Genomic DNA, 26,431 nt, shown 5'->3' with positions numbered 1-26,431 from the left:
AGCCGATGGTACTGCTTAACTGCGGGAGAGTAGGTCGTCGCCGATTTTTTACTACACACATCAAAAAGCCCGTCTCAACATAGACGGGCTTTTGTGGTTTACTTCTTCTTCATCTACACTTACCCTCTACCCTTCTATCCATCTCGCTCCTTTTACCGCTCACTCCTATTCTTTAACCCACCCCCACACACCTCTGTGAACGTCACTTCTTCTTTGTTGCTCTTGAACGCTTATACGCGCGCTCCTTTGCCCTCCTCCCTCGATGGCGATTTGTATGGTTGTCATTCAATAGCCGGAACAAATGACGCATTTTTCCGGTTATAAAAAAACACTCCCGACGAACCAGGTTCGGGAGAGCACTGTATTCTTTATGGAGTACCCATCTTCCGAGAAGCCTTTCCAAGGAGGTTGCATGAACGCCCGTCTTTCCTATTATCCCGCCGGAGTTTTCGCTTCGCAGGAACCACCCTGTATGTCGGTGTATCAGAAAACTCATCGTCACCACCCTGAAAACCAGCAGGATCCTATACGGTTCCGGAATCTTGTCAAAAAACTCGAGGAATCTCTTTCGAAGAAATATCCGAAAAAAGAGGTCATGCCGTTATTGAGTCCCTTTTATCGATTGGCAGACGATCATCGCTTCTGGAACCACACCCTTGACGGCCTTGCCGTATTTGGTGCGCCGGGGATGTTCAGGGTGTACAGGCTTCAGGAAAGTGTCAAAGATTTTGCCGTTGTTTCGGAAAGCTTCCATACCAAGCCGCTGGTACGGATTTTCCAATCGTATGAGCGTTTTCAGGTATTGAGCCTTACACGCAGTGCCATTCGATTGTATGAGGGAACAAAGGACGCTCTCGATGAAATACCTCTTGGAGAGGAAATCCCCGCTACCATGATCGAAGCATTGGGAGATCTTGTCACTGCACCACATCAGACAGTTGCATCCTACGGCAAAGGGGTAAAAGGACCAGCGATGCATCATGGTCACGGTGTGAGAAAGGACGAAAGCGAAATTGATGCCGTGCGGTTTTTCCGTATCGTCGATAAAGGAGTTTTCGATCATCATTCACAAACGACCGGTCTTCCGCTTCTTCTCGTCGCCTTGCCGGAAAATCAGGGTTTGTTTCGTCAGATCAGTCAAAACCCCTATCTGATGAAAGATGGTATCGATATGAATCCTGATGCATTGGCAAACGGCATGATGCACTCGAAAGCCTGGAAAGTGTTCGAGCCTCAGAGCAGGAGTAGGTTCAACGCTTTGATCGATGAGTATGGCGATGCATTGTCGAAAGGTCTTGGTTCAGGTGATCTCGAAGAGGTCGCTCGGGCTGCTGTATCAGGAAAAATTTCGAAATTGTTTATCGACAATGATTTCCAGGTGCCTGGTCGTTTGAACAGGGCTACCGGTACGTTTTCTCCTGATGATCTCGACAATCCGGATATAGGAGATCTATTGGATGATATTGGAGAGTTGGTGCTGCAGAAAGGAGGAAATGTCCATGTTGTACATTCTGAGAGGATGCCTTCCAATACAGGGATCGCTGCAGTTTTCAGGTTCTGAATTTACGGTCACTTTTCGATTAATTTGAATTTGTGTCCGGATTTTTCTAACGCAGGCGTAAGCTTCGATGTTCGCTGAAGTTTGGTGATGGAAAAAGTTGATTCTGCCTTGTGGCTGCCATATGAGTCACCTGATTTGCCATCAGGGTAAAAAATAGCTGTCATGCGGTATTTTCCTGTTTCGGAAAGCGCACTGGACGGGATGCTTTGTATGGTTGAGAGACCGGATAATGGCCAGCTTTTACTGTAAACAGTTGTCGGTGTTTTTGGCCATGAGCCCGGTGCTGTTTCATGAAGCTTCGAGACGAAAACTTCTGCGAGAGAGCCGGGTTTGACAAGATGTGTCGGGATATCGAGAGTAATCCGGATGGTTTTTCCATAAAGAAATGACGCTCCGTTTCCGGGGGATGTTATGGTTATCGCCGGCTGCAGGGGCGGTTGAGACAGTGTTTCCGAGACCGTGACTTTGAATGTTCTCCATACGGCTTCATCAGGATGCTGAAACTCCGGTTGAATACTGTACGCTCTCGCTCTCCAGCTACCGGGTTTCATGTCGATAGAGGTTCCCCAGTACGAGTTCGAGCCGGGAGCGGAGAGATCCTGTATGATATTCTTCTCCTCACCTTCCAGCTGCTCTACTTGTAATCGTATCTTTTGGGCGGGAACGAGTGTGAGGTCAGGGGGGATGTTCTGGCGTATCATGAACAGCACAGGGTTCTCGGCCTTGTACGAGGCATTTTGCCGGGGTTCGATAATGACAAGTTTTTTTGCTTCACCGGCAACCTCCTTTTCGAGGATCGCAACTTGTTCTGCGGTCAGGAGTTTATTGCGCATAGGCGGTATGAACCAACTGGAAGGAATGGTACGGGACTGGTATGTGGCCGTGCATGGGGTGTTGTGGTTCAACCATGGGTCAGCTGAACAGCTGTACTCTCCAGCAAATTCCAATGGAGGGTTGAAGACAGGATCCGAGCCAGTGACTAGGATTGATTCCTTTGCTGTATTGCTGTTTGCGTCGAACATTCCTTCAATGCTGTAATCGAAATATCTGATAGGGCCGGCCTCATGTTCCGAAGAGAGGATCGCTTGTCCGGTACCTTTGAGCGTGTAGATTCGTGTCCCGTTTTTAAAGGATACGTCAACTTCTGTTGGTGAGTTCCACGATGCAGACCATATCGGGGCTTTTCCTTCTTTGTCAAGGCTCATTGCGTGGACGGTGCACGGCAAGATTACATATGAAATAATCGCACAGAGGGCAGAGATTGTCCATCGGACCGCACTGTGGGACACCAGAGGATAACGAGGAGAAAGCATGGTAAAACTGTTTGCATTACTACGGTTGCTTACCATAATAATGTATACATTTTATACGTGTAATGCTTTAGGGTACCTCTATTCATTTGCCGCGTACCATGATTCCTTCGTTGATCGGTGCATATAATTCTGATGTACTCAGTGTACAGTTCCGCTTCAGCATTCCGTTCGGTTCATTCTCATTCCGCGGCGATGTTAAGCGATGTACTGCACTGCTTTGAAAAACCAAAACAGGCAGCATGCCTGTTTTTTCGATAATTCATATTTTCTACCATGCATGAACTTTTGAGTCATACTCTGGTGATGATCGGTGGTTATTTTGCCATCATGAATCCTTTTGCCAACACGGCAATATTTACCGCGGTTACCGCAGGTATGGATGCCCGTTCGGTTAAAAAAACGGCATTCAGTGCTGTTGTGACGGCTTTGGGTATCGTTTTGAGCTTTATCCTGCTTGGCCGGATCATTTTCGATTTTTTCGGTATTACGCTGCCTGCGCTGCGTGTTGCGGGTGGAATTATGGTTTTTTTTATCGGTTTTGACATGATGCACGGCAGGACATCGGCGGTTCATGCTCCCGCAGGTGACAATACCCCGGCAGATCAGGGGCAGAATATCGGTATAAGCCCGTTGGGTATACCGATACTTGCAGGTCCGGGAACAATCGCAGTTTCCATGAGTTATTCCGCAACGGGGAATGTTCAGGAAATCGCTATCAACGCTCTTGTGTTTTCGGTCATGTGTATGGTGACCTATGTTTTTTTTCTGCTCGGAGAAAAAGTTGAAGAGAAACTGGGTCAGGAAGGGCTCAAAGTCATTACCCAGCTTATGGGTTTGATACTCTCTGTCATAGGTATCCAAATAGGACTCGAGGGAATTTTCGGCGCAATATCCATATTCGAACAGCACCATGCAGGATAAGGGCACTTTTTTCTATTTACTCCGCGTACCGAATGTGCCTGTCGAGCCCGGGATGTCGGATCGAAATCCTCTTCTTGCGACGTGCCGAAATATTTCGGTTTCTCTGTGTTCTTTCTTGTTGTATTCCGATGCGATCGGGACTCATGATCAAGAATGAACGTTTCCGCCAGTCAAAAGTTTAACAATCAGAATATGTTGATTATGATACACCCGCTCTTGTCTCGCATTGCTCTATTTGCTTTTTTGTTTCTCATGAGCTGTGGAGACAGTCCGCAGTCTGTAGCGAAAAACTTTACGGAAAACCTTGCAAAGGGCAGAATTTCCGAAGCGAAGAAGTATGCAACCGAACCGACAGGTGAAATGCTTGACTTTGCCAGCAAGATCGGGGCTATGCCGGTCAACCCCGATTTTACGTTCGTTTATGTTGAAAAAAACGTTGATGGCGACAAGGCTACGGTTGTGTACAGAGAGTCAGTGGATGGGCCTGATGAGCGCATTAACCTGGTGAGAATCGATGGTGAATGGAAAGTTCACATGCAGACGCCGAAGTAGCTGGTTATTGCTGCAGACGCTTATTGTGATGTTTTTTCTTCCTTTGCAAACGGTGTATGATGAACAAGGCCGTTTGGAGGGAAAAAGAACACGTATGAGTATCGAGTCGCTGACCGGTATTCTTGATGAAGGTGATATTATTTTTCGTTACGGAAACGGGGTCTGGTCTCCTGTCTTTAGGAATGTATCCTTGACCGAGAAAAGATTTTCTCATGCGGGGGTTATCATTGTAGAAAAAGGGCGGTTCTGGGTTGTCCATGCATCGGCACACGAGATGAACGGTGTGGGCTATGTATCGAAGGTGTCGCTCGAGCAGTTTCTTGCTGTTTCTTCGGACTACGCTGTTTATCGTTTTGGAAAAGAAAAAAATGTTCGGTGGCGCATAGCTGAAAACGCCAAAAGTTATATCGGACGTCCATTTGATTCCTCGTTCGACATTGCTGATAGAAACAGGGTGTATTGTACCGAGTTGGTGATGCATTCGGTTAATGACGCTGTCGGTTATAACGCTATTTCCCCGACAGTGGTCAACGGTGTTTCGCTTGTCGCTCCGGATGACTGCTATGAAGGCCGTGGTTTTTTTTCTGTAGCTGACAAGCGATTGTCCGGGAAACTCTGAGAGAGAGGTAGCAAGATCGAATACTCCTTTCAGGATTGTTTTTTCAACGCGGCTTTTATGCCGAGGCCGATTTCCTGTGCTGAGGCGACAGCTTCCGGTTGCTTTTCAAAAGCTCTCAGGCCGACCGAGGCCGTTGTCGCACCGGGTCCGTAGAGCAAGGTGATGCCCGTCATGCTGCAGCTATCTCCGTTTCCGCAGGTCAGGCAAGGTACATTGCCTTTTAGATCGACGTTGCCGAGATAGTTCATGCCCTCTTCCATCATAAAAAACTGAACGGCATTTGCGCCCAGCATCCCGGCAGGAGGCAGGCCTTCGGCATTTTCCGGGACACATGAGGAAATGACCGAAGCACCGGGTTTTCCTTTTAATAAGCCATGATTGTGCCGTAGAGGATACATGCGCTCCAAAAAGGCTTTTGTGCGTGAATCAAGTGTGGAATAAGGAGTGAAGCCCCCTATGACCAGGGCATCGGCCTCCTTGACGAGCTCAACGAAGAAATTACCGTCATCTTTGATGACACAGCGATTTGTTTTTACACAACCGAGGCATGCGTTACAGGGCGAAACAGTGTATTCGCTCAATTTGTGAAATTCATGGTCGATACCCGATGCTGAAAGAACGGCTTTAACGGCTCTGTCGGTGTTACTGTCAGCAATAGGAGAGCCGGAGATTCCTAAAATTTTCATTGATCACAGCTTTTTTGAAATACTACGGATCGAACTATTTTACAAAACATGAACGATAATGTTTTTTTATTGTATTAACAATTATTAACGCATTGTTCAATGCAATCATACAACTTCACGCTTCCCATGAGCGTTCGTGATTACGAGTGCGATATGCAGGGGATTGTCAATAACAGTGTCTACCAGAACTATCTCGAACATGCCCGCCATGAATATCTTAAGGCGGTCGGGATGGATTTCAAGATGTACGCACAGGAAGGGATAAACCTTGTTGTCGTAAGGGCTGAACTCGATTATAAATTTCCGCTTGAAAGCGGTGACAGATTTTTTGTCGGGGTGAATATGGTGAGAGAATCAAGGCTGAAGTTCGCGTTTTATCAGGACATTTTTCGGGAAAAGGATAAAAAGCTTATCCTGAAAGCAAAAATTACCGGAACTGCACTCAATCAACGAGGCCGACCGGCAATTCCCGAAGAGCTTGATGCTGCTCTTGAACGCATTTCTACTACGATAATCGCTTAAAGAGTTCTTATGAAACCATTGAAACAGGTGGCTCAGGCGTATATGGCACTGAGTAAAGGGGAGAGAGGTTTGCAGGAAGGTGCTTTTGAAGAAGCTGTTTCAGAGTATCAAAAGGCGATGGCGGTTACTCGTACAATTCCACAGGAAGAGGTTTTCGATCATGATGGCTTCGATGCGCTCTGTCATGCAGGGCTTTCCAGTGCATTTCGGCAGTTGGAGCAGTACGAGGAAAGTTTGGCATCTGCCGAAAAGGCATTGCGCTATTTCAACCGCCGGGGTGAGCTTCATCAGGATGAAGGGAAACAGTGGATCGCCGCTGTTGTCAGCCGTGCATTTGCACTTGCGAGGACCGGTCAGCCGAAGGACGCGCTGAGAGCGTTTCATAGAGCGGGTGAAATGATTGCCGACCGGAATGGTGATTGGCCGGAGAAGAAGGAACTTCAAAAAACAGTTTCCGACAATATCGCCTTTCTACAGACTTCCATGCCGGAGGACAATGCGAAACGTAAGGCATGGTGGGAGTTTTGGTCCTGAATGGTTTTTCGAAGAGGTACAATGGATGATGTCAGGAGAATTCTGGTCATCAGGTTCAGTTCGATCGGTGATATCGTATTGACCACCCCTGTTCTGCGTCGCTTGCGGGCGGCTTATCCGGAAGCGGTAATCGATTTTTGCATCAAATCTCCTTTTGCTTCCCTCGTAGAAGGCTCTCCATATCTGAATACTGTCTATACATCCGATGCTCCACCACGTGGTCGTTATGATTTGGTTGTCGATTTGCAGAACAACCTTCGTTCACGTTCATTGGTGCAATCGATTTCATACCATGAACTCTACCGGTATCATAAAAAGAACTGGAAAAAACTGCTGCTAGTCAGGACTGGACTCAACCTGTTCGGTACAGCCGAGTCCGTTGTGGACCGGTATATGGCTGCAATAGAGGGCAGACAGATAGCAGGCGATGACAAAGGCTGTGAGTTATGGCTTTCGGATAATGACCGCAACTTTGCAGCTTCGGTGGATTGTGGAGGCGGACGCCGGCTGGCTGTTTGTTTCGGAGCTAATCATCTGACCAAGCGGTACCCTCCCAAAAAGTTTGCGTCGATTATTGAAGCGGTGCTTTCTGAACTGAGGCTGAGTGTTCTTCTGCTGGGAGGAACAGAAGATGTGGGGCAGGCTGATGAAATTATTGCAGCCCTCTCCGTGGCTGCGGTACCGGGAGTCGTGAATCTCGCTGGAAAAACTTCACTGACCGAGTCGGCGGCAGTACTGGAACGTTGTGATGCTGTATTGACGAACGATACCGGCCTTATGCACATGGCGTCAGCTTTCGGAAAACAGTTGTTCGTGCTTTTCGGCTCTTCGGTAGGTGAGTTCGGATTTCTTCCCTACCGTACACCGTATTGCATGTTCGAGATTGTCGATCTTGCATGCCGCCCCTGCTCTCATATCGGCAAAGACCACTGTCCGAAAGGTCATTTCAAGTGTATGATGGATATTCCCGAACACGCGGTGATTGAAAAGATCACTGATTACTTCAAAAAATTGTAACATACGTTCGAATACAAGTGCAACGTGAAATGATATGCTCATGAAGATAGCTACCTGGAACATCAACGGTATTCGGGCACGTAAGGATAGTTTGCTGGCATGGATCGATGAGAAAAAACCGGATATTATCGTGCTCGAAGAGCTCAAGGCTCAGGTGGAGACTATTCCCGAAGAGATCTTGTCGCTGAATGGATATACCAAATTCTGGAACGGCTCGACATTCAAAAAAGGATACAGCGGAATCGGTTTTCTTCTCAGAGAAGGGATCGATAGCGACTGCCGTTTTGAAATACCAGATTTTGACAGGGAGAATCGAACAGGGGTGGTCCACTACACAAACCTCACCGTTATAGGGACCTATGTTCCAAGGGGTGACGGAGATGCTCATTACGCTGTTAAACTCAATTATCTTTCCGATTTGAGTGCTTATATCCAGAGCCTTTTGCAGGAAGGAAGGCAGGTGATTCATGCAGGTGATGTCAACGTGGCTCATACGGAACTCGATGTTCATCGCTCCCAGAACAAACCGGGAGCCGTAGGACTTCGGCCTGAAGAAAGAGCCGCTATCGACCGGCATCTTGCCGTAGGCTTACACGATATCATGAGAGAACGGTTTCCCGACAAAAAGGATATGTTTACCTGGTGGCCATATTGGAAGGGGGCGAGAGAGAGAAATCTCGGCTGGAGAATCGATTGTTTCTACCTATCGGATCATCTGGTAGAGACTGTCCGGAAGGTAAGCGTCGATCTCGATGAAAAAAGTTCAGATCATGCTCCGGTTATCCTCGAGCTCGAATATTACATTGATTGACAGGTGTATCGTGATGTATCGGGTCTCTTTGACTGCATATCGGCGCCGGGATTTATTCTTGTTGGAATAATGACGAAAATCAGTTACTTTTAAGGTTCAAATTTGCAAGTGGTGTTCATGAAAGAGCATGAATCCAAGGGACAGGGAGGCGCAATACCTGGTCCCCGCCATTTGTTGGAGTCAACATAATCGTTAATAAGTTGTTTGCGCTATGGAAATGAAAAAACTATACGAATGTACCGTGATCATCGATGGCGGACTGGAAGATGACGGGATTGCCGCCGCCATGGATGAGGTAAAGAAAATCATCGCTGATAATGGCGGTGATATTGAAAATGTGCTTGAAGTCGGGAGACGGAAGATGGCCTACCCGATTAACAAGCAAACGATAGGTTCCTACGCTCATATCGAGTTTCAGGGGAACCCGTCAGGCTTGGCAGCCATTGAAAAAGCTTTCCGTTATGACGACAACATCCTGCGTTTTCTGATCGTGCATTTGAGCACTCCCCTACTGGAAATGCGCAAAAGGGTTGAGAAATACAGTGTAGTGATCGGCAGCCCTGAGGACCAGAGTGAAGAGGAGCAGCAACAGAGCTCTGCTGCAAAAAATTAGCACCCCTGGCTCAAAGTCTACAGTTAACTATGAATCGATACCTTTTGGATAAAACGGAGGAAAGGTTATGGCTGATTTGAAAATGCCTGAAATCAACAGTGTTGTCATCGCCGGTAATTTGACCAAAGACCCTGTTTTTCGTCAAACCAATTCGGGTGGTACACCTGTTGTGAATTTCTCGATTGCCTGTAACAGGCGTTTCAGGGACAGTAATCATCAATGGCAGGAAGATGTCTGTTATGTTGGTGTCGTTGCCTGGAACAAACTGGCTGAGAGCTGTCGTGACAACCTGAAAAAAAGCGCAGCAGTACTCGTTGACGGTGAGCTGCAGAGCAGAACATGGAAGGCCCAGGACGGGTCATCGCGGACAGTGGTTGAAATCAAGGCACGGAGAATTCAGTTTCTCAACAAACGAAAAAAGTCCGAAGGTGAGGAAGAGGACTCCTCTGGTTTTATCGAAGATGATTTTCATGGTAGTGAAAGCGTAGATGAGGGTTTTCGGAATGATGAATCCGGCCACGTATACGAGTATAAATATCTTTCTTCCGAATAAGGAAGGAAAAATCTGACAAATTGTAACGAGAGAATGAAACAGAGACGTACAAACTCATCGATGAGCAAGTCAATTGGTAATGCGCTTGCATCCAAGAAAAAAGTATCAAAGAATCAGGTTGTTTTTTTTGACTACCGGGATGAAAGAAAACTGAAACGCTTCATCAACGATCAGGGAAAAATTATTCCGCGTCGCATTACAGGATTATCCGCAAAAGAGCAGAACCTTCTCACCCATTCGGTTAAATGGGCAAGGTTCCTTTCTATTATTCCTTATGTTGCGGACGAGTACAAATAAGGTTATTGGAGAATTTTGTTTAAACATTTATTGAAATTGAGGAAGCAAAGCTGTGAAAGTTATTTTAAAAAAAGATATTGTAACGCTCGGTGATGCCGGTGAAGTTGTGGAGGTCAAAAACGGCTATGCCAACAATTTTCTTATTCCACAGGGGATAGCGCTCAGAGCTACCGAAGGCGCTCTCAAAGCACGCGATACAGAAAGAAAACAGCAGGCTAAAAAAATCGAACAGCAGAGAATAGCTGCACGTGAAACAGCGGATAAATTGCAGCAGTTGAACCTGAAGGTTTCTGCAAAAGCCGGTGATTCCGGAAAGCTTTTCGGTACGGTTACTTCAGGGGATATTGCAGAGGCGCTGAAGAACGAGGGCGTAGCGGTTGACCGCAGAAAGATCAGCCTTGAGGCACCGATTAAAGCGTTGGGGAACTATGAAGTAGGGGTAAAGCTTTTCATGGATGTTTCCGCAACACTCAAGGTTACCGTAGAGGCTCAAGGATAAGCTTTTTTTTCCTTCTGATAAGCTCGGAAAAGGATATATAGCCCGCCGCACAACGACCGATATCGTTGTGCGGCTTTTTTGTTTATGTCGAGAAATGATATAAATTGCTGTGCTAAAGTCGTAATAAGTGGTGTATAAGTAAAGTGTTAAATTTAATTGAAAAATGAATGAAGAGTGTCAACCCCCTATTGTTGAAAGCCAAGAAAGAAGCGGTGGATTGTCCCCATAATCATATCTGTTTGGAGGGTAAAAGAGAGCACCTGTGCAAGGTATGCGCTGAGTACGGTGATAAAGTTCTTTTTTTGAAGAATGGATTTCCCCAAAAAAGGAGTTGTCCCTACTTTTATACATTCGGTGATGATGGCATCTGTACCTGCCCGGTGAGATACGTGCTCTATAACGAATAGACGCGTAAATCCGGATAGTGTCCAATCGGAATTTTTTGTCGATTTTGATCTGGATACTATGCGATAATACGTTCTATGGTTTTATTTTATCCTTGTAGTGCCACTGCAGGAAGTATATCATAAATTTTTTTGGGGAGTAACACCATGAGGCAAGCTCTATTTCAGGAAAAATACCCAATTTACACGCTGGAAATCGACAAAACGGAAACCTCCTATGGTTCTGTCGATGAGATTCTGGCATTTTTCAAATCCAAAATTGATGCCCATCCGGTTGTTTCCTATATCGGTGCATTTGATCATTATGCACATACAAAGTCATTGAAAGACGGTAAGGTCAGCGACCAGATACTTGGGGCAAAAAACATTCTTTTCTGTTTTGGCAAGGAACTGCCGAGCCCATGTGTGCTTTCTGTACGTCCACGTTCTATCGGAGTTGCCGAAATGGATGATGCATATGTCATTACCTTTCTCGAGGCTCCGAATCCCATGGCTAACAAGGCTATGGAGGATTGGGCACTGAGTATAAAAGATAAGTAGCCGAAAAAGTTCGTGACGTGATTGGTGAAAAGAAGCAGGCTCAAAAGTGCTGCGGTCACCTTGCATACAGATCCGGAAGAGAGTCACGCCGCCCCTGAAATCCAGAAAAACTGTTTCACGGGGCGGTATGGCTTTTATGGCGTTTACTGAGAGAATTGCTCGAGCATTCTGACGTCGTTTTCAAAGAGAAGACGAATATCGTCGATCTTGTATCGCAGGAGCGCTGTGCGGTCGACTCCCATACCAAATGCGAAACCGGAATATTCATCCGGGTCGATCGAACAGTTTCGAAGAACGTTTGGATGAACCATTCCGCATCCCAGGATTTCAAGCCAACCGGATTGTTTGCAGACACGGCAGCCTTTGCCACCGCAGAGGTAACAGGTTACATCGACTTCGGCCGATGGTTCGGTAAAAGGGAAAAAACTCGGTCTGAAACGAAGTTGTACAGTGCTGCCGAACATCTGTTTCGCGAAAGAATAGATCGTTGCTTTCAGGTCGGAAAAAGAGACCTGTTTATCGATATACAACCCTTCGAGCTGATGAAAGACACAGTAGCTTCTCGCACTGATGGCTTCATTTCGATAGACCTTACCGGGACAGATGACCCTTATCGGTGGCTTTTCATCGAGCATAACCCTGATCTGCACTGGTGAGGTGTGTGTGCGGAGAAGCAGATCATCTTCACCGTCGTTTCTTGTTATGAAAAAAGTGTCCTGCATATCCCTTGCAGGATGATTTGCAGGAAAATTCAGCATGTCGAAATTATAGCTGTCTCTTTCGAGCTCCGGACCGGTTGCTATGGAAAAACCCATGGCCCGGAAGATTTGCTTCATGTCTCCCAGGACTTTCTGCACTGGATGCTCGGAGCCGGAGTACTCCTGTCGGCCGGGAAGGGTAAGGTCGAGATGCTTTTTCCCACTTCCTGACGATGGAGTCTCAAGCTGCTTTTTCGCTGCATCGTACTTTTTTTCGGCCGACAGTTTCAGCTGATTCAGCATTTTCCCTATACCTGGACGTTCAGACGGTGAAACGTCTTTCAGCTGATTGAAGAGTTCAGCTACACTCCCTTTGCGCACCATGAACTGGAGACGAAATGCCTCCAGTTGTTCAGTGCTCTCTATAATGAACTTGTCAATTTCCTGCTGTAGCGCTTCTATGCTGTATTTCATGGAATGGTAGTTGCTGCTTACAGTCTTAACCTATAGCTGATTTTACGATCTGGCTGAATGCGGCAGGATCCTTTACGGCAATTTCAGCGAGCGCTTTGCGGTTGATGTCGATATTTTTCTTGTTCATAGCGTCCATCAAGCGGGAATAGCTTGTACCGTTTTCCCTTGCGGCTGCGTTGATACGCATAATCCAAAGGGAGCGAAACGTCCTTTTCTTGACCCTTCTGTCACGGTAAGCATACTGCTCGGCTTTGTCAACAGCATGTTTGGCAACGGTGAGAATATTGCCTCGTGAACCCCAGTATCCTTTTGCCTTCTTTAATATCCGTTTTCTTCTTGTGCGTGATGCAACTGCGTTTGTAGCTCTTGGCATCGTAGTTCTCGATTTAAATGTTTAACAATAAAACTGTATTAAGCAAGGATCATGCGTTTAATCTGCTTTTCCTGAGCTTTGTCTACTAGCGTTGATTGATGCAGACGTCGGGTTCTTTTTCTGTTCTTTTTTTCCAGATTATGCGACCCGTTCATTTTTTCGCGTTTAACTCGTCCTGATGCGGTTGTTTTAAACCTTTTGCAAGCGCCGCGATGCGATTTCATTTTAGGCATGGTCGTCTCGTTTTGTTATATGTGTATACTTACTGTTGTGATTCCTTGTTCATTTTAGCCAGCTGTCTCTCGTAGGCTTCAATTTTTTTCTTGTCCGGCTCAAAATAGACAAACAGTCGTTTTCCCTCGAATTTGGGGGTGCCCTCACGATTGCTGACGTTGCTGAGCCGCTCCGTCAACCGTTCAACGAGTTCGAAGCCTTTGTCTTTATAAATAATGGAGCGTCCGAGAAAAACAACGGTTGCCCGGACCCTGTTGCCCTTACGAAGAAACTCTTCAAGGTGAGCCGCTTTGAAATCAAAATCGTGTTTGTCGGTATTGGGATGAAACCGAAGCTCTTTCAACGCGGTTGGTTTTGATTTTTTCTTTCTGTCCTTGTCTTTTTTGTCGAGTTTGTACTGAAGTTTGCCATAATTATCAAGCTTGCAGACGGGTGGTGTCGCAGTTGGCTGTACTTCTATGAGATCAAGCCCCTCTCCTTCTGCAAGTTTCAAGGCATTGCCAGTTTTCATGATCTCCTGTGATCCGTCACTGAAAACAACCCTTACCTCAGGAGTTCTGATTTGTTCATTGACCCTGTAGGTTACTTTCTGCTTTTGAGGAGTGCTTTTCTTTTTTCTCATACGGTCTCGATTATTTTAAATAACGCTGTTGATTCAAGATTTCTCTTTGATTTCTGTTATCAGCTTTTGCAGCAGGTGCTCAATCGTTAGATTTCCCTGATCGCCTTTTCTGTGTCGGCGCAGTGAAATTTCGCCGGAATCAGCCTCTTTCTGGCCGATTATCACCATATAAGGGATTTTACTTACTTCCGCTTCACGGATTTTTTTGCCTATTTTCTCGCTGCGCAGGTCAAGCTCGGCACGTATAGCCTTATCGAGCAGTGCTTGATGAACCGTGCTGGCATAGTCGTGAACATCTTCGGTGATCGGCAGGACAGCCACTTGAACCGGCGCAAGCCATAAGGGGAAATTACCGGCTGTATGTTCAATGAGAACACCGATGAATCGTTCCATGGAACCGAATGGGGCTCGGTGAATGATGACCGGCCGATGTGGCTGTCCATCACTTCCGATATAGGAAAGGTCGAACCTCTCGGGCATTACGTAGTCAACCTGGACGGTGCCGAGCTGCCATTTTCTTCCAAGAGCATCACGAACGATGAAATCGATTTTTGGGCCGTAAAAACTCGCTTCACCGATCCCGATGATGTAGTTGATGCCCATGCTATCGGCTGCTTCTCTGACATCATGTTCCGCTTGCTGCCATACGTTTTCTGTGCCGCCATATTTTTCAGGATTTTCCGGATCATGGAGGGAAAGCCTGATTTCAATGTCGTCGAAACCAAGTGTGGCGAATACGAATTTCGTGAGATCGATTGCGTTGCAGATTTCATCGACCAGCTGGTCCGGCCTGCAGTATATGTGTGAATCGTCCTGAGTGAATCCGCGGGCTCTGATCAGTCCGTTCAATTCACCTGACTGTTCATGTCGGTAGACCGTGCCGAATTCTGTCAAACGTATCGGAAGTTCCCTGTAGCTGCGAAGTTTTGAACTGTATATCATGTGATGATGAGGGCAGTTCATCGGTTTCAGCAAATACTGTTCCTCCCGGCCCAGGTCATCCTTGTAAGTGAGGGGCGGGAACTGTGAATCACTGTAATACGGATAATGGCCTGATCGCTTGTACAGCTCGATATTGCCGATATGCGGTGTGTACACGGGAACGTACCCACGTTTTCTCTGTTCTTCGCGAAGGAACGACTCGAGTTCGCTGCGAACGATAGCTCCTTTCGGCATCCATATCGGCAGGCCGCTGCCGACTTCCTGAGAAAGCATGAAAAGCTCGAGCTCGGCTCCGAGTTTGCGATGGTCCCTTTTCCTTGCCTCCTCGATGGTAGCGAGGTGTTGTTTCAAGAGCTTTTCAGATGGAAAGGCTATACCGTAAATTCTCTGCATGCTTTCTCTTGAAGCATCTCCTCGCCAGAACGAAGCGGAAATGTTGGTCAGTTTTACCGCCTTGAGCTGAGACGTGTTTGAAAGATGCGGACCACTACAGAGGTCGGCAAAATCTCCCTGATGGTAAACGGATACCCTTGGTGTATCTTTCAATGTATCTGCCAATATCTCTACCTTATAAGGGTCGTTTCTGGTAGAGGTGAAGTATGCTATAGCATCTTCTCTGGAAAGATCTTCACGTCTGATTTCAAGTGAACGTCTGCTGATTTCCAGCATTCTTTTTTCGATGACTTCGAGATCGCTTTCGGTGAAGCGGTGCTCGGAAGCGATATCATAGTAGAAACCCTGCTCGATCGCCGGTCCTGCACCGAATTTCGAACCAGGAAACAGTTCCTCGATCGCTTGCGCCATGATATGGCTCGCGCTGTGCCAGAAGATCTCTTTCCCGATATTGTCGGGATGATCGAACGTTATGATCTCTACTTCGGCATTTTCAGAAATTGGAATAGAAAGGTCGATGAGTTTGCCGTTGACCTTTATGGCTAGCGCATCCTTTGCCAATTTGCGTCCAATTGATTGTGCTATATCGTAACCGGTTACTCCCGAGGTAAATGAACGGTTTTCACCGTCAGGAAACGTAATGGTTACCGCAGCCTGTACGTCTATGTTGTCGGACATGAATTCTTCTGTCTCTATCAATACTCTTTGAAGAAGTCTGTGTTTGAACAGCTTCTTTCCTGATTTCAGGATGATCCAGCCGCTTTTAGTCAGTGTATTGCCGATAGGGAGGGCTGGCTTTCAGCATTTTTACTGCTGCACGTTCCCAAAACGACAAGAAGTCAGGGATGTTACGAATTAATCGTCACAATTCAAAATTATGCCGCTACGAAAAACCTGCAGCGCGTTTCGATTGCTGCGTTGGAGTCTGTTTTAAACGGTTTATCTTCGGTATAGAGCTTACATTCGGTATTAATATTCAGTTACACCTCACGATTATCTTCTCGAGCTCGACCCGTGAAATAATAAACAACTGTTTCGCAGGTTTTACCCGGTGATCCATGGGGTTTCCTGCTTTTCAGTATGGATACCGCATCGAGTGCGGCATGACTTCTCTCCTCTTGTCATCCTCGGGTAAGCGAAGCGTGGGGAATCCATAATGACTCAATCACTATTGCCTTTTCACTTTTTATCTTTTGCCTTTCTTACTCGAGCATCTGCAACAGATCGGGAGTGACGGTATCTTTTCCCTGCTTTGTGGCAAGTGTTTCCGCTTTTTTCTTCAACTCCCGACCAAAAGAGATCTGGCTTATGAAGGGGGCTTTCGCAACAATGGTATTGAGCAAAGCGTTCGCTTCTTTGGTCCACAATACTTTGCCGGCAGGTACGGTCACGGGTGCTGACTTTTTGGTGATAGGAAGGAATGTAAACAACGTGTCGTAGAGTGCATTGACGATTTCCTGAATGATGTAAACCGCACCGCTGTGCCCCATGAAGGGGGTTCCAAGAGCTCTGCGGACGATCGGGCCTGGGAAACCTGCTGGAATGAACCGGGTTTTTGCATCAATTTCAGCGAGATAGATTTTATCGACAATTCGTCCGAACATGAACTGTGGTTGAGTTGCAGAGAGCTTTTCACGAAGTTCATTGTTGTCGTTTTCAGCTGAATCATGACTGAAAAGGCACTGCATTCCCATTTCTTCGCCAAGGAACTTTGTAAGACCTTCCGCATAAGTTCGGTCAGCGGCAACACCGAAACGTATGGTGGGAAACCATTCTGATTGCGGGCCTCGCCAGAGATCCCATAATGGCTGTAATGTCGTGTGTTTTTCCTTGATGAAAAAGGCTTCTGCCTCTGTCCGGTTTCCTGTAAGTGCACCGAGATTTTTTATGAACTGCTCAGTTTCGCCGAGGCCGAAAGGCGCTTGAAGAAGAGGCCTGCCAAGCAGGTCAGCAAGCGTTTTGCCATACTCCTGATGCATGACGACAATGACGTCGGAATTTTTCAGTCCCGAAATATCGTTCAGGTTGCTTTCAAACGGATAGACATGCTTGATGGATGCTCCGCATCCGGAAATGAGCCGTTTGAGTTCAGCAAGATCGGATGGACTGTTGAAGCAGCCGTATGAAGGACCGATGATGCTCACCGTACCAGATTCGATTTCGGCAGGTTTTGTATCGTCAAAGTTTTCATGGAGCCAGACAAGAGCCCTGTCTCTGCCTTGCCATTCGTTGCTGCCGAGAGAGTTCGACGCAAAAAAACGGATATCAGGATACCTGTGCTGGAGCATCTTTTCGTGGTCGCTGCCGATCATTTCGCTCTCGGCACTAGAAACAAGGATCAGTTGTTTTCCTGTATCGCCAAGTTTTTCAATGACATCGATGACCGATTCCGAACTGCCGGAAGAAGCAATTTCTTTTTCAGTGAGGCTGGTAGGGGTGAAATTTTCCAAATAGGGAATAGCGTCGGTATAGTCCATTACCGCAGCTCCGACCAAATTATAGCAGCCTACAGGAGCATCGGCGATAACGTGTACATCCTGAAGGGCGCAGAAGGTATTGACTGCCCCCCAGTAAGCGCTGGCTGTGGATTCATCCCGGATTGTTTTGGTCATGACATTGAAACTTATCGTTTTTGAGACTGAACGACAATGTAGTAAAAAAGCATGTAGGGTCCGACAGCTCTACCATCATAGTTCCTTCAAGGAAAAATATGGTTACGGAAGATTTGCCGTAAGTGATACTGGCAGTTTCCCTTCCGGTGTTATCTCTCCTTGTAGAAGTCTGATGGTTGCATTTTCACTGAGTTCGGATGAGGAATAGGTGCAGATGTATGCGGGTATACCGGGGAATTGGTTGACGAGATAAGGGGTGCCGAACGAGATCATGATCAACGGTCGCCTCGATGGGAGATCACGGATCAGCTCATTGACGAAATCCTGCTGTCGGCTATTTAATTCAAGGGATTTTGCACCTGAAAGTACTTCAACATACGTTGAGACGATCACTGCTGAAGCCCGTTCGGCTGTATCGAAGGCATTCCGGTAGTCAAGTGAGTTTGCGTCAGTTCCGATGCGTATCGTTTTTGCATGATACGCCTGCCGCATTTTTTTTGAGAATGTTTCGCCCGAAAGAGAGTGTCGTTTATCTTCCAAAATAATGTGCAGTACGTTGTCCTGCTTTTTTAATGGCAGCACTTGTTTGTCGTCCTTGACAACGGTTATCGAGCGGTTCGCTATGGTTTCGGCAAGCTTCCGGTGGCTTTGCAGACTTATCTGATGCGGGATACCGTTGAGATTGACCAGACGATTTTGGTCAAGGCCGAGCCATCGTTTAGCGAGCAGAATCCGGCGGACCGATTTATCGATTTGCTTTTCAGAAAGTTTGCCGCTTCTAACGGCATTGAGGATGGTATAGTGTGTTATTGCCGGGTCTGGTGAGAAAAGAAGCAGATCGTTGCCGGCTTCAACTGCACGAAGAGAGATGTCCTCAATGGTATAACTTTGATAGAGTGCTTTCATGTTCAGCGCATCGGTGACGATGAGCCCTTCGAAATCGAGTTCCTTTCTCAGAAGTTTCGTGACAATTCTCCATGAAAGCGTTGCCGGGGCCATGTTTCCTGTAATTTCAGGAACAGCGAGATGGCCGATCATAACGCTCATTACGCCATGTTCGATAGCGGCTTTGAATGGTTTGAGTTCGAGGTTGTCAAGCCGTTTTTTGTCGGCTTGTAAAACGGGAAGGTTGACATGGCTGTCAACCGTAACATCACCATGTCCGGGAAAATGTTTGGCGGTAGCGATCATTCCTTTCGATTGGAGTCCGTCGATAAATGCTTCGGTCATTGCTATGACTAAAGGAATGTTGTCGCCATAAGAACGCGTGTTGATGACCGGATTCAGCGGGTTGATGTTCAGATCGACGTTTGGAGCATAGCTCTGATGAATACCGAGTGCTTTGGCTTCCCTGGCGATAACTCCTGCCATGCGATAAGCGAGCTCGGGGTTCCCGGTTGCAGACAGAGCCATGTTCGGGGCGAATTCTGTAGCGCCTTCGATTCTCATGGCCAATCCTTTTTCCATGTCTGCGCTGATCAGTAATGGGCGGGGTGCGATTAACTGAAAACGGTTGGCGAGAACAGCTGCATCGTACGTATTGCCTTTGAGAAACATCACACCGCCAACCTTTCCCTCCTTGATGAGGTCGGAAAGTTTTTGGTATGCATTGTTATCGGCACTCTGGAATTTAGCGGGACTGTGAGCGATGAGCATCTGGCCGATTTTTTCGGATAGCGTCATCTTCTTCAGCTGCTTTTCAACCCACGTATCCTTTCGGTTGAATATTTCCTGCGCCGTGGCTGTCGTGTTGGCAGGTGTTTCCTCCGCATGGACGCTATGACTGGGAGCGAGAGCGGGGATATGAAACTGCAAAAGCACTGCAACCAAAATATATCGTATCTGCATAACGAAATGGTCAGGGATTTTTTTCCATTATAGGTTCACCTGATCGAGCAATTCAACTGCGGGATAAAGCGCGGTAACCTCTCTATTCAGGAAGATGTCATGAAAAGATACGGTTTCCAATCTTCAGATACTGCAGTGATAAACTTGCGCATCAGCATGATATGGCTGGGACGAATAGGCTGCTTCATCGGAAGCATGCCCGCTTCCTGAGGGGTACGGTTGCCTTTTTTTGTGTTGCAGGGACTACATGCGGTAATAAGGTTTTCCCAAGTATCTTCACCTCCTTTCGATCGGGGGACCATGTGGTCGATCGTAAGAGGTTTGTCGGTTCGACCGCAGTACTGGCACTGAAAATTGTCTCTTCTGAAAATATTTTTTCTGTTCAGCATGATTTTTTTATACGGTAACCGGACATAAACGGTTAGCCGCACGATGCTCGGCATGGGAAATGACCGGGATACGGTACAGACAAACTCTTCCGGATGATGGGTAACGGCGACAGCTTTCCCGCAAAACAGCAACACAATCGCTTTTTGTGCATCACAAATGCTCAGAGGTTCGTAGCTACTGTTCAGGACAAGTACTTTTGTTCTGCGTAAGTGCATGGCTCGGTTGTTTGTAAAGTATACGCCCATATTCCGAAATTGTCAATACTCCGAAGTCACATTTCGGTTAAAAGAGGGGTGATTGGTAAACGGGTAACAGGTACAAAGAATACAAAGGAATGATTCTTGTAGGTGCAGACCTGTGTGTCTGCCCGAGAAGCGTTTGGATTTCGATATCGACTCCTGTCGGTATCGAATACGTTTTAATGTGTACTTGATAGCTTGATATCCCGACAAGTCAGGATTGACGGCTTGATAGTCTCATAGCTCTTTAGGGGCGAAAAATTTTTCGCCCCTATCGGTGTCCGTGATTATGAAAACCGGAGATTATGCAGTCATTATGTGCTCTTCAACAACCAGGACAGCAGACATTGAGTTTTCTCGATGCCTGTGCTTCGTCGAGGCGTTTAACCGGTGTTGTTACCGGGGCGTTGAGAACCTGTTCCGGGTTATTTTCAGCTTCGTCGGCGATTGCCAAGAGGGCATCGGCGAAAGCATCGAGTGTTTCGATAGTTTCGGTTTCCGTAGGTTCAACCATGAGTGCTTCGCTCACGATGAGCGGGAAGTAGATCGTTGGTGCATGAAAACCGTAATCGAGAAGCCGTTTGGCAATATCGAGTGTTCTGACGTTGTGCTGTTTTTTCTGCCTGTCGCCTGAAAGACAGAACTCATGCATTACCGGTTTCGGATAGGGAAGCTCGAACTTTTCAAGTAACCGTGAAAGAAGGTAGTTTGCGTTGATAATGGCATTTTCGGAAACACGGCGTATACCTTCCGCCCCAAGCATTCTGATGTAGGTATAGGCCCGCACAAGAACTGCAAAATTACCATAGAAGTTCATCATCCTTCCTATGCTGTCCGGCTTGTCGGTGTTCATGGTATAGGTGGTGATTCCCTTTTTTTCCGTTTTTTCGATAACCGGTACAGGCAGGAACGGAACGAGTTTGCCGCAAACACCGACCGGTCCACTTCCAGGCCCACCTCCACCGTGAGGTGCTGAAAACGTCTTGTGGAGATTATAATGAACAATGTCAAAACCCATATCCCCGGGTCTGGTGATACCCATCAACGCGTTCATATTGGCACCGTCCATATACAAAAGACTGCCATTTTCATGGACCAGCTTTTCGATTGTGAGAATATCGTTCTCAAAAAGTCCGAGGGTGTTCGGATTGGTGAGCATGAGAGCCGCGACGTCCGGAGTGAGTTTTTTCTTCAGGTCTTCAATGTCCGTTCGGCCTTCGGGGTTACTGTTAACCGAAACGATCTCGTAATTCGCCGTTGCAGCCGATGCGGGATTAGTCCCGTGTGCGGAATCGACGACCAGCAGCTTACTTCGCTTGGAGCCCAGCGATTCATGGTATTTTTTTATCAGAAAAATGCCGGTTAATTCGCCATGAGCTCCAGCGGCCGGCTGGAGGGTGACCGCTGCCATACCTGCTATTTCCCGCAGCATCTCGCTGAGTTCGTACATGAGCCTTAGTGAACCCTGTGCGGTGTGTTCTGGCTGTAAAGGGTGCATTGATATGAACCCTTGCAGATCGGATGTGCTGTCATTGATTTTCGGGTTGTATTTCATTGTACAACTGCCGAGAGGGTACATGTTTTTATCAACATGGTAATTGAGGTTCGACAAACGTATGAAATGGCGAACAACCTCTCCTTCGGGAAGTTCAGGAAGATCTGCAGGTTCTGAACGAAGAAAGCGTTCGGGAATCAACTCTTGAACTGGTTCTGACGGTAGATCGGGTGTACCGAAACGAATGCCCCGGCGCCCTTTTCGGGAAAGATCGAAAATGAGTTTTTCTTTCATTGCACTGATACAAGTTGAAAAGAGTGGTCGTACAGGAACTCTTTGTAAGCCCTGAGTAACATTGAACGCTTGATGTGTAAGTCAGGGCAGAATATTGATGACATGCAATATATGCTTAAACAGTCCGGAAAAAAAGCAGTGAAGAGTTTACCGGTAAAGGTATTCAGCAAGAGTCTGTTTCGAGTGTCGTCAAGGCTTCTTTCGCTGCTGATTGTTCAGCATCCTTTTTTCTGCCTGCTCTACCCCAGCCCAAAGGTTTACCTTCACAGGAGACCTCGATGGTGAACAGTTTTTCATGTTCAGCGCCTTCTTCAGAAATAACCGTGTAGACCGGTGGTGAAAGTTGTCGGGACTGAGTATATTCGATCAAACGGCTTTTGTAGTTGTTTTCGACAGCATCGAGTTTCTTCAGGTCAACATGGTTGATGACATGCCTCAGGATAAAATTCTTCGCTTCAGCAAGCCCCATATCGAGATAAATTGCACCGATGAGAGCTTCGAAGGCATCTGCCAGGGTTGACTCGCTGGAGCGTATTTTGTTTTTATCGGCGGATTCACCGATGAGCAGGTGCTCGGAGAGAGAAATTTTCCTGGCAAAACCCGCAAGTGATTTTCGATTGACGATTTTTGCCCGGTTGCTCGACAGTTTTCCTTCATCGCTGTCGGGAAAGCAGGTATACAGGTGCTCGGAAATGATGAGATCGAGGACGGCATCACCAAGAAACTCGAGGCGCTGATTGGAATCTTCGGGTTCAGCCTGGTCATGAACAATCGACCTGTGAGTAAGTGCGGTAACGTACACTTTGGAACTGGACGGAGAATATCCCAGTAGCTTTCTGAACCAGGCTATGGTGGTAGCCTGAATCGTTAGAGCACCTATATCGGTGTTACTTATAGAGCGAGATTTATCATCACTTTGAGAGCGATGAAAAGTGAATGAACCGAGTTTGTGCCAGAACTTCTCCATAAGCAGGAGAGGATTTGCAGAGACCTAAATTTTTCTGAAAATCAATGTTGCGTTGTGTCCTCCAAAACCGAAGCCATTGTTGAGAACGTATTCGATTTTGCGTTCTTTCGGGGTGTTCGGGGTGACATCTAGGTCAACGTCAGGATCGAGATTTTCTATATTGATCGTTGGCGGTACAATCTGATGTTCCATGGCCAGAAGGCAGACAATGGATTCTACAACACCTGCAGCTCCAAGCAAATGGCCCATCATCGATTTCGTGGAGCTGATGGCGAGCTTGTATGCATGTTCACCGAAGAGCTTTTTTATCGCTATGAGTTCGGCAATATCGCCACGTGGCGTTGCCGTACCGTGGGTATTGACATAATCGATTGCATCTGACGTGATGCCTGCTTTATCGAGAGCTCCGTTCATAGCATTCAACGCACCAGCACCCTCGGGGTGTGGAGCTGTAAGATGATGTGCATCTGCCGAGGCACCAACACCGGCAATTTCGCCATAAATTTTCGCCCCGCGAGCCTGGGCTGATTCAAGGGTTTCGAGGATCAGTGATCCAGCACCTTCCCCCATGACAAAACCATCACGGTTTTTATCGTATGGACGGGATGCTTTTTCAGGAATTTCGTTAAATGTCGAGAGCGCTTTAGCAGCGTTGAATCCACCGACGCTCATTGGAGTGATGGCGGCTTCCGAACCACCACAAACCATGTAGTCCGCCATATCGAGCTGTAAGAGCATCCATGCATCGATGATTGCATGCAGTGATGTCGCACACGCTGAAGCGGTTGCGTAGTTCGGACCCATCAGTTTGTTTCTCATCGAGATCTGTCCTGCCGCAATGTCAGGTATGAGCATCGGTATGAAGAAAGGACTGATCCTGCGGGGGCCCCGGTCGAGAAAGGCACGCATCTGCTTGTCATGGATCGTCATTCCTCCGGTTCCTGAACCGTGAACAACACCGATTCTTGCAAGATCTACGGCCGAAAGGTCAAGCCCTGAATCTTTCAGGGCCTGCTCTGCAGCTACAACGGCATATTGGCTGAAAGGGTCCATCCTCGAGGCGGATTTCGAATCCATATAATCCTCGGCGTTAAACCCTTTAAGCTCACAGGCGAAACGGGTTGAAAAGCCTGTCGTGTCAAAATAGCTTATGGGTGCAGCAGCGCTTTTGCCCTGATACAGGGACTCCCATAGTTCTTTTGTTGAAAAACCAAGGGGGGTTACTACTCCGACACCTGTTACGACAATACGTTTGCGTTCCTGACCCATTTCAATTCTTTAATGTTAAATCTGTAAATTCCGTTGCAGCAGGGAATGTCATTTTTTGAGGATGTAATCGATCGCCTGCTGTACGGTACTGATTTTTTCCGCATCTTCATCAGGAATCTGAATGTCAAATTCATTCTCGAGTTCCATGATCAGCTCTACTGTATCGAGTGAATCAGCTCCGAGGTCATCGGCAAATTTTGATTCAGGTTTGATCTGATCTTTGTTGACACCCATTTTGCTTACGATAATATCGTAAACTTTGTCTTTGATTTCCGCACTCATTGTATCCTCTCCAGATTAGGTTTTGGAATTATTCGTTTTCATTTAAACAAGTAAAAAAACGTTCGGCAATATACAAATCAGAGTGACCTCTGCCAAATTACATGACCATGCCACCACTGATGTTTACAACCTCACCCGTAATATAGCCGGCTTGATCGCTTGCAAGAAACGACACTACCCCGGCAACCTGCTCTTGGGTCCCGAACTGTTTCAGCGGAATGGCGTTGAGCATGCTTTCTCGAACGTCTTCAGAAAGTGCATCGGTCATTTTTGATGTGATAAATCCCGGTGCGACGGCATTGACCCTGATATTTCTCGAGGCGAGTTCTTTTGCTACCGACTTTGTAAATGCAATGACACCAGCTTTCGAGGCGCTGTAGTTTGCCTGCCCCACATTACCGGCAATACCGATAATCGAGGCAATGTTGACGATTGCGCCAGAGCGCTGTTTCATCATGGTTCGGCTAACGGCTTTGGTGCAGTTGAAGGTTCCTTTCAGATTTACCGCAAGCACGGCATCCCAGTCTGCTTCGCTCATACGCATAAGCAAACCGTCACGGGTTATGCCTGCATTGTTGACGAGGATGTCGATTGTTCCACATTCGGCTGCAATTTCCTGGAACACCGATTGTGTGGTATCGTGGTTGGTGACGTCGAGTTCTTTACAGCTGACTTTTCTGCCGGTTTTTTTAACAGCGGCGGTTGTTTCTTCGAGCCATTCCTTCTGCAGGTCACAGATGATGATATTCGCTCCTTTTGTTGCAAGGTCCAAAGCTATTGCCTGACCGATACCTCTTGCCGCTCCTGTGATAACGGCGTTTTTTCCTTCAAACATAGTTTTATCCGGTTGTTTGTGTCTTTTCATTACTGTTCTTCCTTCGTTGCGAGGCATTGTGCTACCTGATTCGCGTTATCAATGCCACTGATGGTGACTGACCGGTCGATTCTTTTCACCAGGCCCTGAAGGACTTTTTGCGGGCCGATTTCGATAAACGACGTTACTCCCCCTGCAACCATTGTCTCGACTGATTGGGCCCATCGAACAGAGCTTGTCAGTTGTAGTACGAGGTTTTTGCGTACCTCTTCAGCCGTTGTGATCGGTTTTGCAACGACATTCATGCAGACGGGGATGCTGGCATCGTTAATGGTGATTTTGTCGAGAGACGCTTTCAGCTCCTCTTCAGCGGGTTTCATGAGAGGAGAGTGGAACGCCCCTGAAACAACAAGCTCTTTAGCCATTCTGGCTCCCATTGCCGGGGCGAGTTCGACAGCTTTTCTTACGGCACCGATCTCTCCGGAAATCACTATCTGCCCTGGAGAATTGAAATTTGCGGCTTGAACGACGCCTGATGACCGGACCTCGACAAGAAGATCCTCAAACGCATCGTTGCTCATGCCGATGATTGCCGCCATGGTTCCGGGATTCAGTGTTCCTGCGTTTTGCATGAGTTCTCCCCGCTTTGAGACAATCCGAAGGGTGTCTTCAAAACTCATCGCACCGGCGAAGCACAAGGCAGTGTATTCTCCAAGGCTGTGACCTGCCGTCATTAGGGCGTCTGTATCACCGAGAAGCTTGGCGACACAGATGCTGTGAAGAAAGATCGCTGGCTGAGTGTAGCGTGTTTCGCGAAGAACCTCCTCACTGCCGTTGAACATGATGTCGGTGATCGAGTAGCCGAGAATTTCATTTGCCCGCTCCATCAGACTATGGGCTTCGGGATACTGCCGGTAAATATCTTTGGCCATACCGCAATACTGCGAGCCCTGGCCCGGAAATACAAATGCTTTCATGAAACGTGTTCTCAGTTACAAATAATGTGTTGACAAGGTATATCGTCTATCGGATAAAACAAGCGA

29 protein-coding genes are annotated in these 26,431 nt (G+C 47.1%); 13 read left to right on the top strand and 16 right to left on the bottom strand.

The window, feature by feature from the left end; translation table 11 throughout:
* The first annotated feature begins 412 nt into the window (after positions 1 to 412).
* Positions 413 to 1,561, top strand: a complete 1,149-nt coding sequence (locus QZ209_RS04000) for a hypothetical protein (protein ID WP_294344891.1) — start codon at positions 413 to 415, stop codon at positions 1,559 to 1,561.
* 8 nt (positions 1,562 to 1,569) lie between these two features.
* Here the strand turns inward: QZ209_RS04000 and QZ209_RS03995 are convergent, their stop codons facing one another.
* The gene (locus QZ209_RS03995; RefSeq protein ID WP_294344889.1) at positions 1,570 to 2,766 is read right to left on the bottom strand and encodes a hypothetical protein; all 1,197 of its coding nucleotides are present in this window, start codon (positions 2,764 to 2,766) and stop codon (positions 1,570 to 1,572) included.
* Between the two features lie 381 nt (positions 2,767 to 3,147).
* Here QZ209_RS03995 and QZ209_RS03990 point away from each other — a divergent pair, with 381 nt between their 5' ends.
* From QZ209_RS03990 to QZ209_RS03980, 3 genes are all read left to right on the top strand, one after another.
* Entirely contained in the window at positions 3,148 to 3,795 is a 648-nt protein-coding gene (locus QZ209_RS03990) for a MarC family protein (protein WP_294344887.1), read from the top strand.
* Between the two features lie 192 nt (positions 3,796 to 3,987).
* Complete coding sequence (locus tag QZ209_RS03985) at positions 3,988 to 4,347, top strand: DUF4878 domain-containing protein (RefSeq protein ID WP_294344885.1); 360 nt, start codon at positions 3,988 to 3,990, stop codon at positions 4,345 to 4,347.
* 94 nt (positions 4,348 to 4,441) lie between these two features.
* Entirely contained in the window at positions 4,442 to 4,966 is a 525-nt protein-coding gene (locus QZ209_RS03980; RefSeq protein ID WP_294344882.1) for a YiiX/YebB-like N1pC/P60 family cysteine hydrolase, read from the top strand.
* A gap of 29 nt (positions 4,967 to 4,995) precedes the next feature.
* Here the strand turns inward: QZ209_RS03980 and QZ209_RS03975 are convergent, their stop codons facing one another.
* Complete coding sequence (locus QZ209_RS03975) at positions 4,996 to 5,652, bottom strand: flavodoxin family protein (protein WP_294344880.1); 657 nt, start codon at positions 5,650 to 5,652, stop codon at positions 4,996 to 4,998.
* 99 nt (positions 5,653 to 5,751) lie between these two features.
* Between QZ209_RS03975 and QZ209_RS03970 the strand changes: the two genes are divergently transcribed.
* From QZ209_RS03970 to QZ209_RS03930, 9 genes are all read left to right on the top strand, one after another.
* Positions 5,752 to 6,174 (top strand): acyl-CoA thioesterase, encoded by a 423-nt coding sequence (locus QZ209_RS03970; protein WP_265354564.1) that lies wholly within the window; start codon positions 5,752 to 5,754, stop codon positions 6,172 to 6,174.
* Positions 6,175 to 6,183: 9 nt separating this feature from the next.
* A complete protein-coding gene (locus QZ209_RS03965) occupies positions 6,184 to 6,708 on the top strand; it encodes a DUF3856 domain-containing protein (RefSeq protein ID WP_294344876.1) in 525 nt (174 codons plus the stop codon).
* A 21-nt stretch (positions 6,709 to 6,729) separates the two neighbouring features.
* Positions 6,730 to 7,725 carry a glycosyltransferase family 9 protein gene (locus tag QZ209_RS03960; RefSeq protein ID WP_294344875.1) on the top strand — a complete coding sequence of 332 codons (996 nt, stop codon included), beginning with the start codon at positions 6,730 to 6,732 and terminating at the stop codon, positions 7,723 to 7,725.
* Positions 7,726 to 7,765: 40 nt separating this feature from the next.
* A complete protein-coding gene (locus tag QZ209_RS03955) occupies positions 7,766 to 8,536 on the top strand; it encodes an exodeoxyribonuclease III (RefSeq protein ID WP_294344872.1) in 771 nt (256 codons plus the stop codon).
* A gap of 211 nt (positions 8,537 to 8,747) precedes the next feature.
* Positions 8,748 to 9,149 (top strand): 30S ribosomal protein S6, encoded by a 402-nt coding sequence (rpsF, locus tag QZ209_RS03950; protein ID WP_294344870.1) that lies wholly within the window; start codon positions 8,748 to 8,750, stop codon positions 9,147 to 9,149.
* A 67-nt stretch (positions 9,150 to 9,216) separates the two neighbouring features.
* Positions 9,217 to 9,702 carry a single-stranded DNA-binding protein gene (ssb, locus tag QZ209_RS03945; protein WP_294344868.1) on the top strand — a complete coding sequence of 162 codons (486 nt, stop codon included), beginning with the start codon at positions 9,217 to 9,219 and terminating at the stop codon, positions 9,700 to 9,702.
* A gap of 33 nt (positions 9,703 to 9,735) precedes the next feature.
* On the top strand, positions 9,736 to 9,999 hold the full coding sequence (rpsR, locus tag QZ209_RS03940; protein WP_294344866.1) for a 30S ribosomal protein S18: 264 nt from the start codon (positions 9,736 to 9,738) through the stop codon (positions 9,997 to 9,999).
* Between the two features lie 52 nt (positions 10,000 to 10,051).
* Positions 10,052 to 10,498: a 50S ribosomal protein L9 gene (gene rplI, locus QZ209_RS03935; protein ID WP_294344864.1), complete on the top strand. Its 447-nt coding sequence runs from the start codon at positions 10,052 to 10,054 to the stop codon at positions 10,496 to 10,498.
* 551 nt (positions 10,499 to 11,049) lie between these two features.
* Complete coding sequence (locus QZ209_RS03930; protein WP_294344863.1) at positions 11,050 to 11,442, top strand: DUF6858 family protein; 393 nt, start codon at positions 11,050 to 11,052, stop codon at positions 11,440 to 11,442.
* A gap of 143 nt (positions 11,443 to 11,585) precedes the next feature.
* Here the strand turns inward: QZ209_RS03930 and pheS are convergent, their stop codons facing one another.
* From pheS to fabD, 14 genes are all read right to left on the bottom strand, one after another.
* Positions 11,586 to 12,614 (bottom strand): phenylalanine--tRNA ligase subunit alpha, encoded by a 1,029-nt coding sequence (gene pheS / locus QZ209_RS03925; protein WP_294344862.1) that lies wholly within the window; start codon positions 12,612 to 12,614, stop codon positions 11,586 to 11,588.
* A 25-nt stretch (positions 12,615 to 12,639) separates the two neighbouring features.
* Positions 12,640 to 12,987 carry a 50S ribosomal protein L20 gene (rplT, locus tag QZ209_RS03920; RefSeq protein ID WP_294344860.1) on the bottom strand — a complete coding sequence of 116 codons (348 nt, stop codon included), beginning with the start codon at positions 12,985 to 12,987 and terminating at the stop codon, positions 12,640 to 12,642.
* A gap of 38 nt (positions 12,988 to 13,025) precedes the next feature.
* On the bottom strand, positions 13,026 to 13,220 hold the full coding sequence (gene rpmI / locus QZ209_RS03915; RefSeq protein ID WP_110022645.1) for a 50S ribosomal protein L35: 195 nt from the start codon (positions 13,218 to 13,220) through the stop codon (positions 13,026 to 13,028).
* Positions 13,221 to 13,249: 29 nt separating this feature from the next.
* Positions 13,250 to 13,843 carry a translation initiation factor IF-3 gene (infC, locus tag QZ209_RS03910; protein WP_294344857.1) on the bottom strand — a complete coding sequence of 198 codons (594 nt, stop codon included), beginning with the start codon at positions 13,841 to 13,843 and terminating at the stop codon, positions 13,250 to 13,252.
* A gap of 33 nt (positions 13,844 to 13,876) precedes the next feature.
* Positions 13,877 to 15,856: a threonine--tRNA ligase gene (gene thrS, locus QZ209_RS03905; protein ID WP_294344855.1), complete on the bottom strand. Its 1,980-nt coding sequence runs from the start codon at positions 15,854 to 15,856 to the stop codon at positions 13,877 to 13,879.
* Between the two features lie 524 nt (positions 15,857 to 16,380).
* The gene (gene bchZ, locus QZ209_RS03900) at positions 16,381 to 17,790 is read right to left on the bottom strand and encodes a chlorophyllide a reductase subunit Z (protein ID WP_294344853.1); all 1,410 of its coding nucleotides are present in this window, start codon (positions 17,788 to 17,790) and stop codon (positions 16,381 to 16,383) included.
* Between the two features lie 102 nt (positions 17,791 to 17,892).
* Positions 17,893 to 19,638, bottom strand: a complete 1,746-nt coding sequence (locus QZ209_RS03895) for a glycoside hydrolase family 3 protein (RefSeq protein WP_294344851.1) — start codon at positions 19,636 to 19,638, stop codon at positions 17,893 to 17,895.
* A gap of 86 nt (positions 19,639 to 19,724) precedes the next feature.
* On the bottom strand, positions 19,725 to 20,243 hold the full coding sequence (locus tag QZ209_RS03890; protein ID WP_294344849.1) for an HNH endonuclease: 519 nt from the start codon (positions 20,241 to 20,243) through the stop codon (positions 19,725 to 19,727).
* 349 nt (positions 20,244 to 20,592) lie between these two features.
* Entirely contained in the window at positions 20,593 to 22,056 is a 1,464-nt protein-coding gene (gene gcvPB, locus QZ209_RS03885) for an aminomethyl-transferring glycine dehydrogenase subunit GcvPB (protein ID WP_294344847.1), read from the bottom strand.
* 163 nt (positions 22,057 to 22,219) lie between these two features.
* Entirely contained in the window at positions 22,220 to 23,023 is an 804-nt protein-coding gene (rnc, locus tag QZ209_RS03880; protein WP_294344845.1) for a ribonuclease III, read from the bottom strand.
* Positions 23,024 to 23,047: 24 nt separating this feature from the next.
* Entirely contained in the window at positions 23,048 to 24,292 is a 1,245-nt protein-coding gene (gene fabF / locus QZ209_RS03875) for a beta-ketoacyl-ACP synthase II (protein ID WP_294344843.1), read from the bottom strand.
* A gap of 48 nt (positions 24,293 to 24,340) precedes the next feature.
* Complete coding sequence (gene acpP, locus QZ209_RS03870) at positions 24,341 to 24,574, bottom strand: acyl carrier protein (RefSeq protein ID WP_294344841.1); 234 nt, start codon at positions 24,572 to 24,574, stop codon at positions 24,341 to 24,343.
* A 97-nt stretch (positions 24,575 to 24,671) separates the two neighbouring features.
* Positions 24,672 to 25,409, bottom strand: a complete 738-nt coding sequence (gene fabG / locus QZ209_RS03865; protein WP_294344839.1) for a 3-oxoacyl-[acyl-carrier-protein] reductase — start codon at positions 25,407 to 25,409, stop codon at positions 24,672 to 24,674.
* A gap of 29 nt (positions 25,410 to 25,438) precedes the next feature.
* Positions 25,439 to 26,365, bottom strand: a complete 927-nt coding sequence (gene fabD / locus QZ209_RS03860) for an ACP S-malonyltransferase (protein WP_294344837.1) — start codon at positions 26,363 to 26,365, stop codon at positions 25,439 to 25,441.
* Positions 26,366 to 26,431 lie beyond the last annotated feature (66 nt).

Origin of the sequence: Prosthecochloris sp. (assembly GCA_015482705.2) — a bacterium.
GTDB lineage: Bacteria > Bacteroidota > Chlorobiia > Chlorobiales > Chlorobiaceae > Prosthecochloris.
Note: the sequence above shows the minus strand (reverse complement) of the source record. Positions and strands in the feature narration are given on the sequence as shown.

Bases quoted from the DNA above. Each gene is read 5' to 3' on its own strand.
- fabD (WP_294344837.1), bottom strand. From the start codon at position 26,365: ATGAAAGCATTTGTATTTCCGGGCCAGGGCTCGCAGTATTGCGGTATG.
- rpsF (WP_294344870.1), top strand. From the start codon at position 8,748: ATGGAAATGAAAAAACTATACGAATGTACCGTGATCATCGATGGCGGA.
- QZ209_RS04000 (WP_294344891.1), top strand. From the start codon at position 413: ATGAACGCCCGTCTTTCCTATTATCCCGCCGGAGTTTTCGCTTCGCAG.
- fabG (WP_294344839.1), bottom strand. From the start codon at position 25,409: ATGTTTGAAGGAAAAAACGCCGTTATCACAGGAGCGGCAAGAGGTATC.
- QZ209_RS03975 (WP_294344880.1), bottom strand. From the start codon at position 5,652: ATGAAAATTTTAGGAATCTCCGGCTCTCCTATTGCTGACAGTAACACC.
- QZ209_RS03990 (WP_294344887.1), top strand. From the start codon at position 3,148: ATGCATGAACTTTTGAGTCATACTCTGGTGATGATCGGTGGTTATTTT.
- QZ209_RS03960 (WP_294344875.1), top strand. From the start codon at position 6,730: ATGGATGATGTCAGGAGAATTCTGGTCATCAGGTTCAGTTCGATCGGT.
- QZ209_RS03970 (WP_265354564.1), top strand. From the start codon at position 5,752: ATGCAATCATACAACTTCACGCTTCCCATGAGCGTTCGTGATTACGAG.
- bchZ (WP_294344853.1), bottom strand. From the start codon at position 17,790: ATGACCAAAACAATCCGGGATGAATCCACAGCCAGCGCTTACTGGGGG.
- ssb (WP_294344868.1), top strand. From the start codon at position 9,217: ATGGCTGATTTGAAAATGCCTGAAATCAACAGTGTTGTCATCGCCGGT.
- rpmI (WP_110022645.1), bottom strand. From the start codon at position 13,220: ATGCCTAAAATGAAATCGCATCGCGGCGCTTGCAAAAGGTTTAAAACA.
- QZ209_RS03930 (WP_294344863.1), top strand. From the start codon at position 11,050: ATGAGGCAAGCTCTATTTCAGGAAAAATACCCAATTTACACGCTGGAA.
- rplT (WP_294344860.1), bottom strand. From the start codon at position 12,987: ATGCCAAGAGCTACAAACGCAGTTGCATCACGCACAAGAAGAAAACGG.
- QZ209_RS03985 (WP_294344885.1), top strand. From the start codon at position 3,988: ATGTTGATTATGATACACCCGCTCTTGTCTCGCATTGCTCTATTTGCT.
- rnc (WP_294344845.1), bottom strand. From the start codon at position 23,023: ATGGAGAAGTTCTGGCACAAACTCGGTTCATTCACTTTTCATCGCTCT.
- acpP (WP_294344841.1), bottom strand. From the start codon at position 24,574: ATGAGTGCGGAAATCAAAGACAAAGTTTACGATATTATCGTAAGCAAA.
- QZ209_RS03980 (WP_294344882.1), top strand. From the start codon at position 4,442: ATGAGTATCGAGTCGCTGACCGGTATTCTTGATGAAGGTGATATTATT.
- gcvPB (WP_294344847.1), bottom strand. From the start codon at position 22,056: ATGAAAGAAAAACTCATTTTCGATCTTTCCCGAAAAGGGCGCCGGGGC.
- QZ209_RS03955 (WP_294344872.1), top strand. From the start codon at position 7,766: ATGAAGATAGCTACCTGGAACATCAACGGTATTCGGGCACGTAAGGAT.
- QZ209_RS03965 (WP_294344876.1), top strand. From the start codon at position 6,184: ATGAAACCATTGAAACAGGTGGCTCAGGCGTATATGGCACTGAGTAAA.
- pheS (WP_294344862.1), bottom strand. From the start codon at position 12,614: ATGAAATACAGCATAGAAGCGCTACAGCAGGAAATTGACAAGTTCATT.
- thrS (WP_294344855.1), bottom strand. From the start codon at position 15,856: ATGTCCGACAACATAGACGTACAGGCTGCGGTAACCATTACGTTTCCT.
- QZ209_RS03995 (WP_294344889.1), bottom strand. From the start codon at position 2,766: ATGAGCCTTGACAAAGAAGGAAAAGCCCCGATATGGTCTGCATCGTGG.
- QZ209_RS03890 (WP_294344849.1), bottom strand. From the start codon at position 20,243: ATGCACTTACGCAGAACAAAAGTACTTGTCCTGAACAGTAGCTACGAA.
- fabF (WP_294344843.1), bottom strand. From the start codon at position 24,292: ATGGGTCAGGAACGCAAACGTATTGTCGTAACAGGTGTCGGAGTAGTA.
- infC (WP_294344857.1), bottom strand. From the start codon at position 13,843: ATGAGAAAAAAGAAAAGCACTCCTCAAAAGCAGAAAGTAACCTACAGG.
- rpsR (WP_294344866.1), top strand. From the start codon at position 9,736: ATGAAACAGAGACGTACAAACTCATCGATGAGCAAGTCAATTGGTAAT.
- QZ209_RS03895 (WP_294344851.1), bottom strand. From the start codon at position 19,638: ATGCAGATACGATATATTTTGGTTGCAGTGCTTTTGCAGTTTCATATC.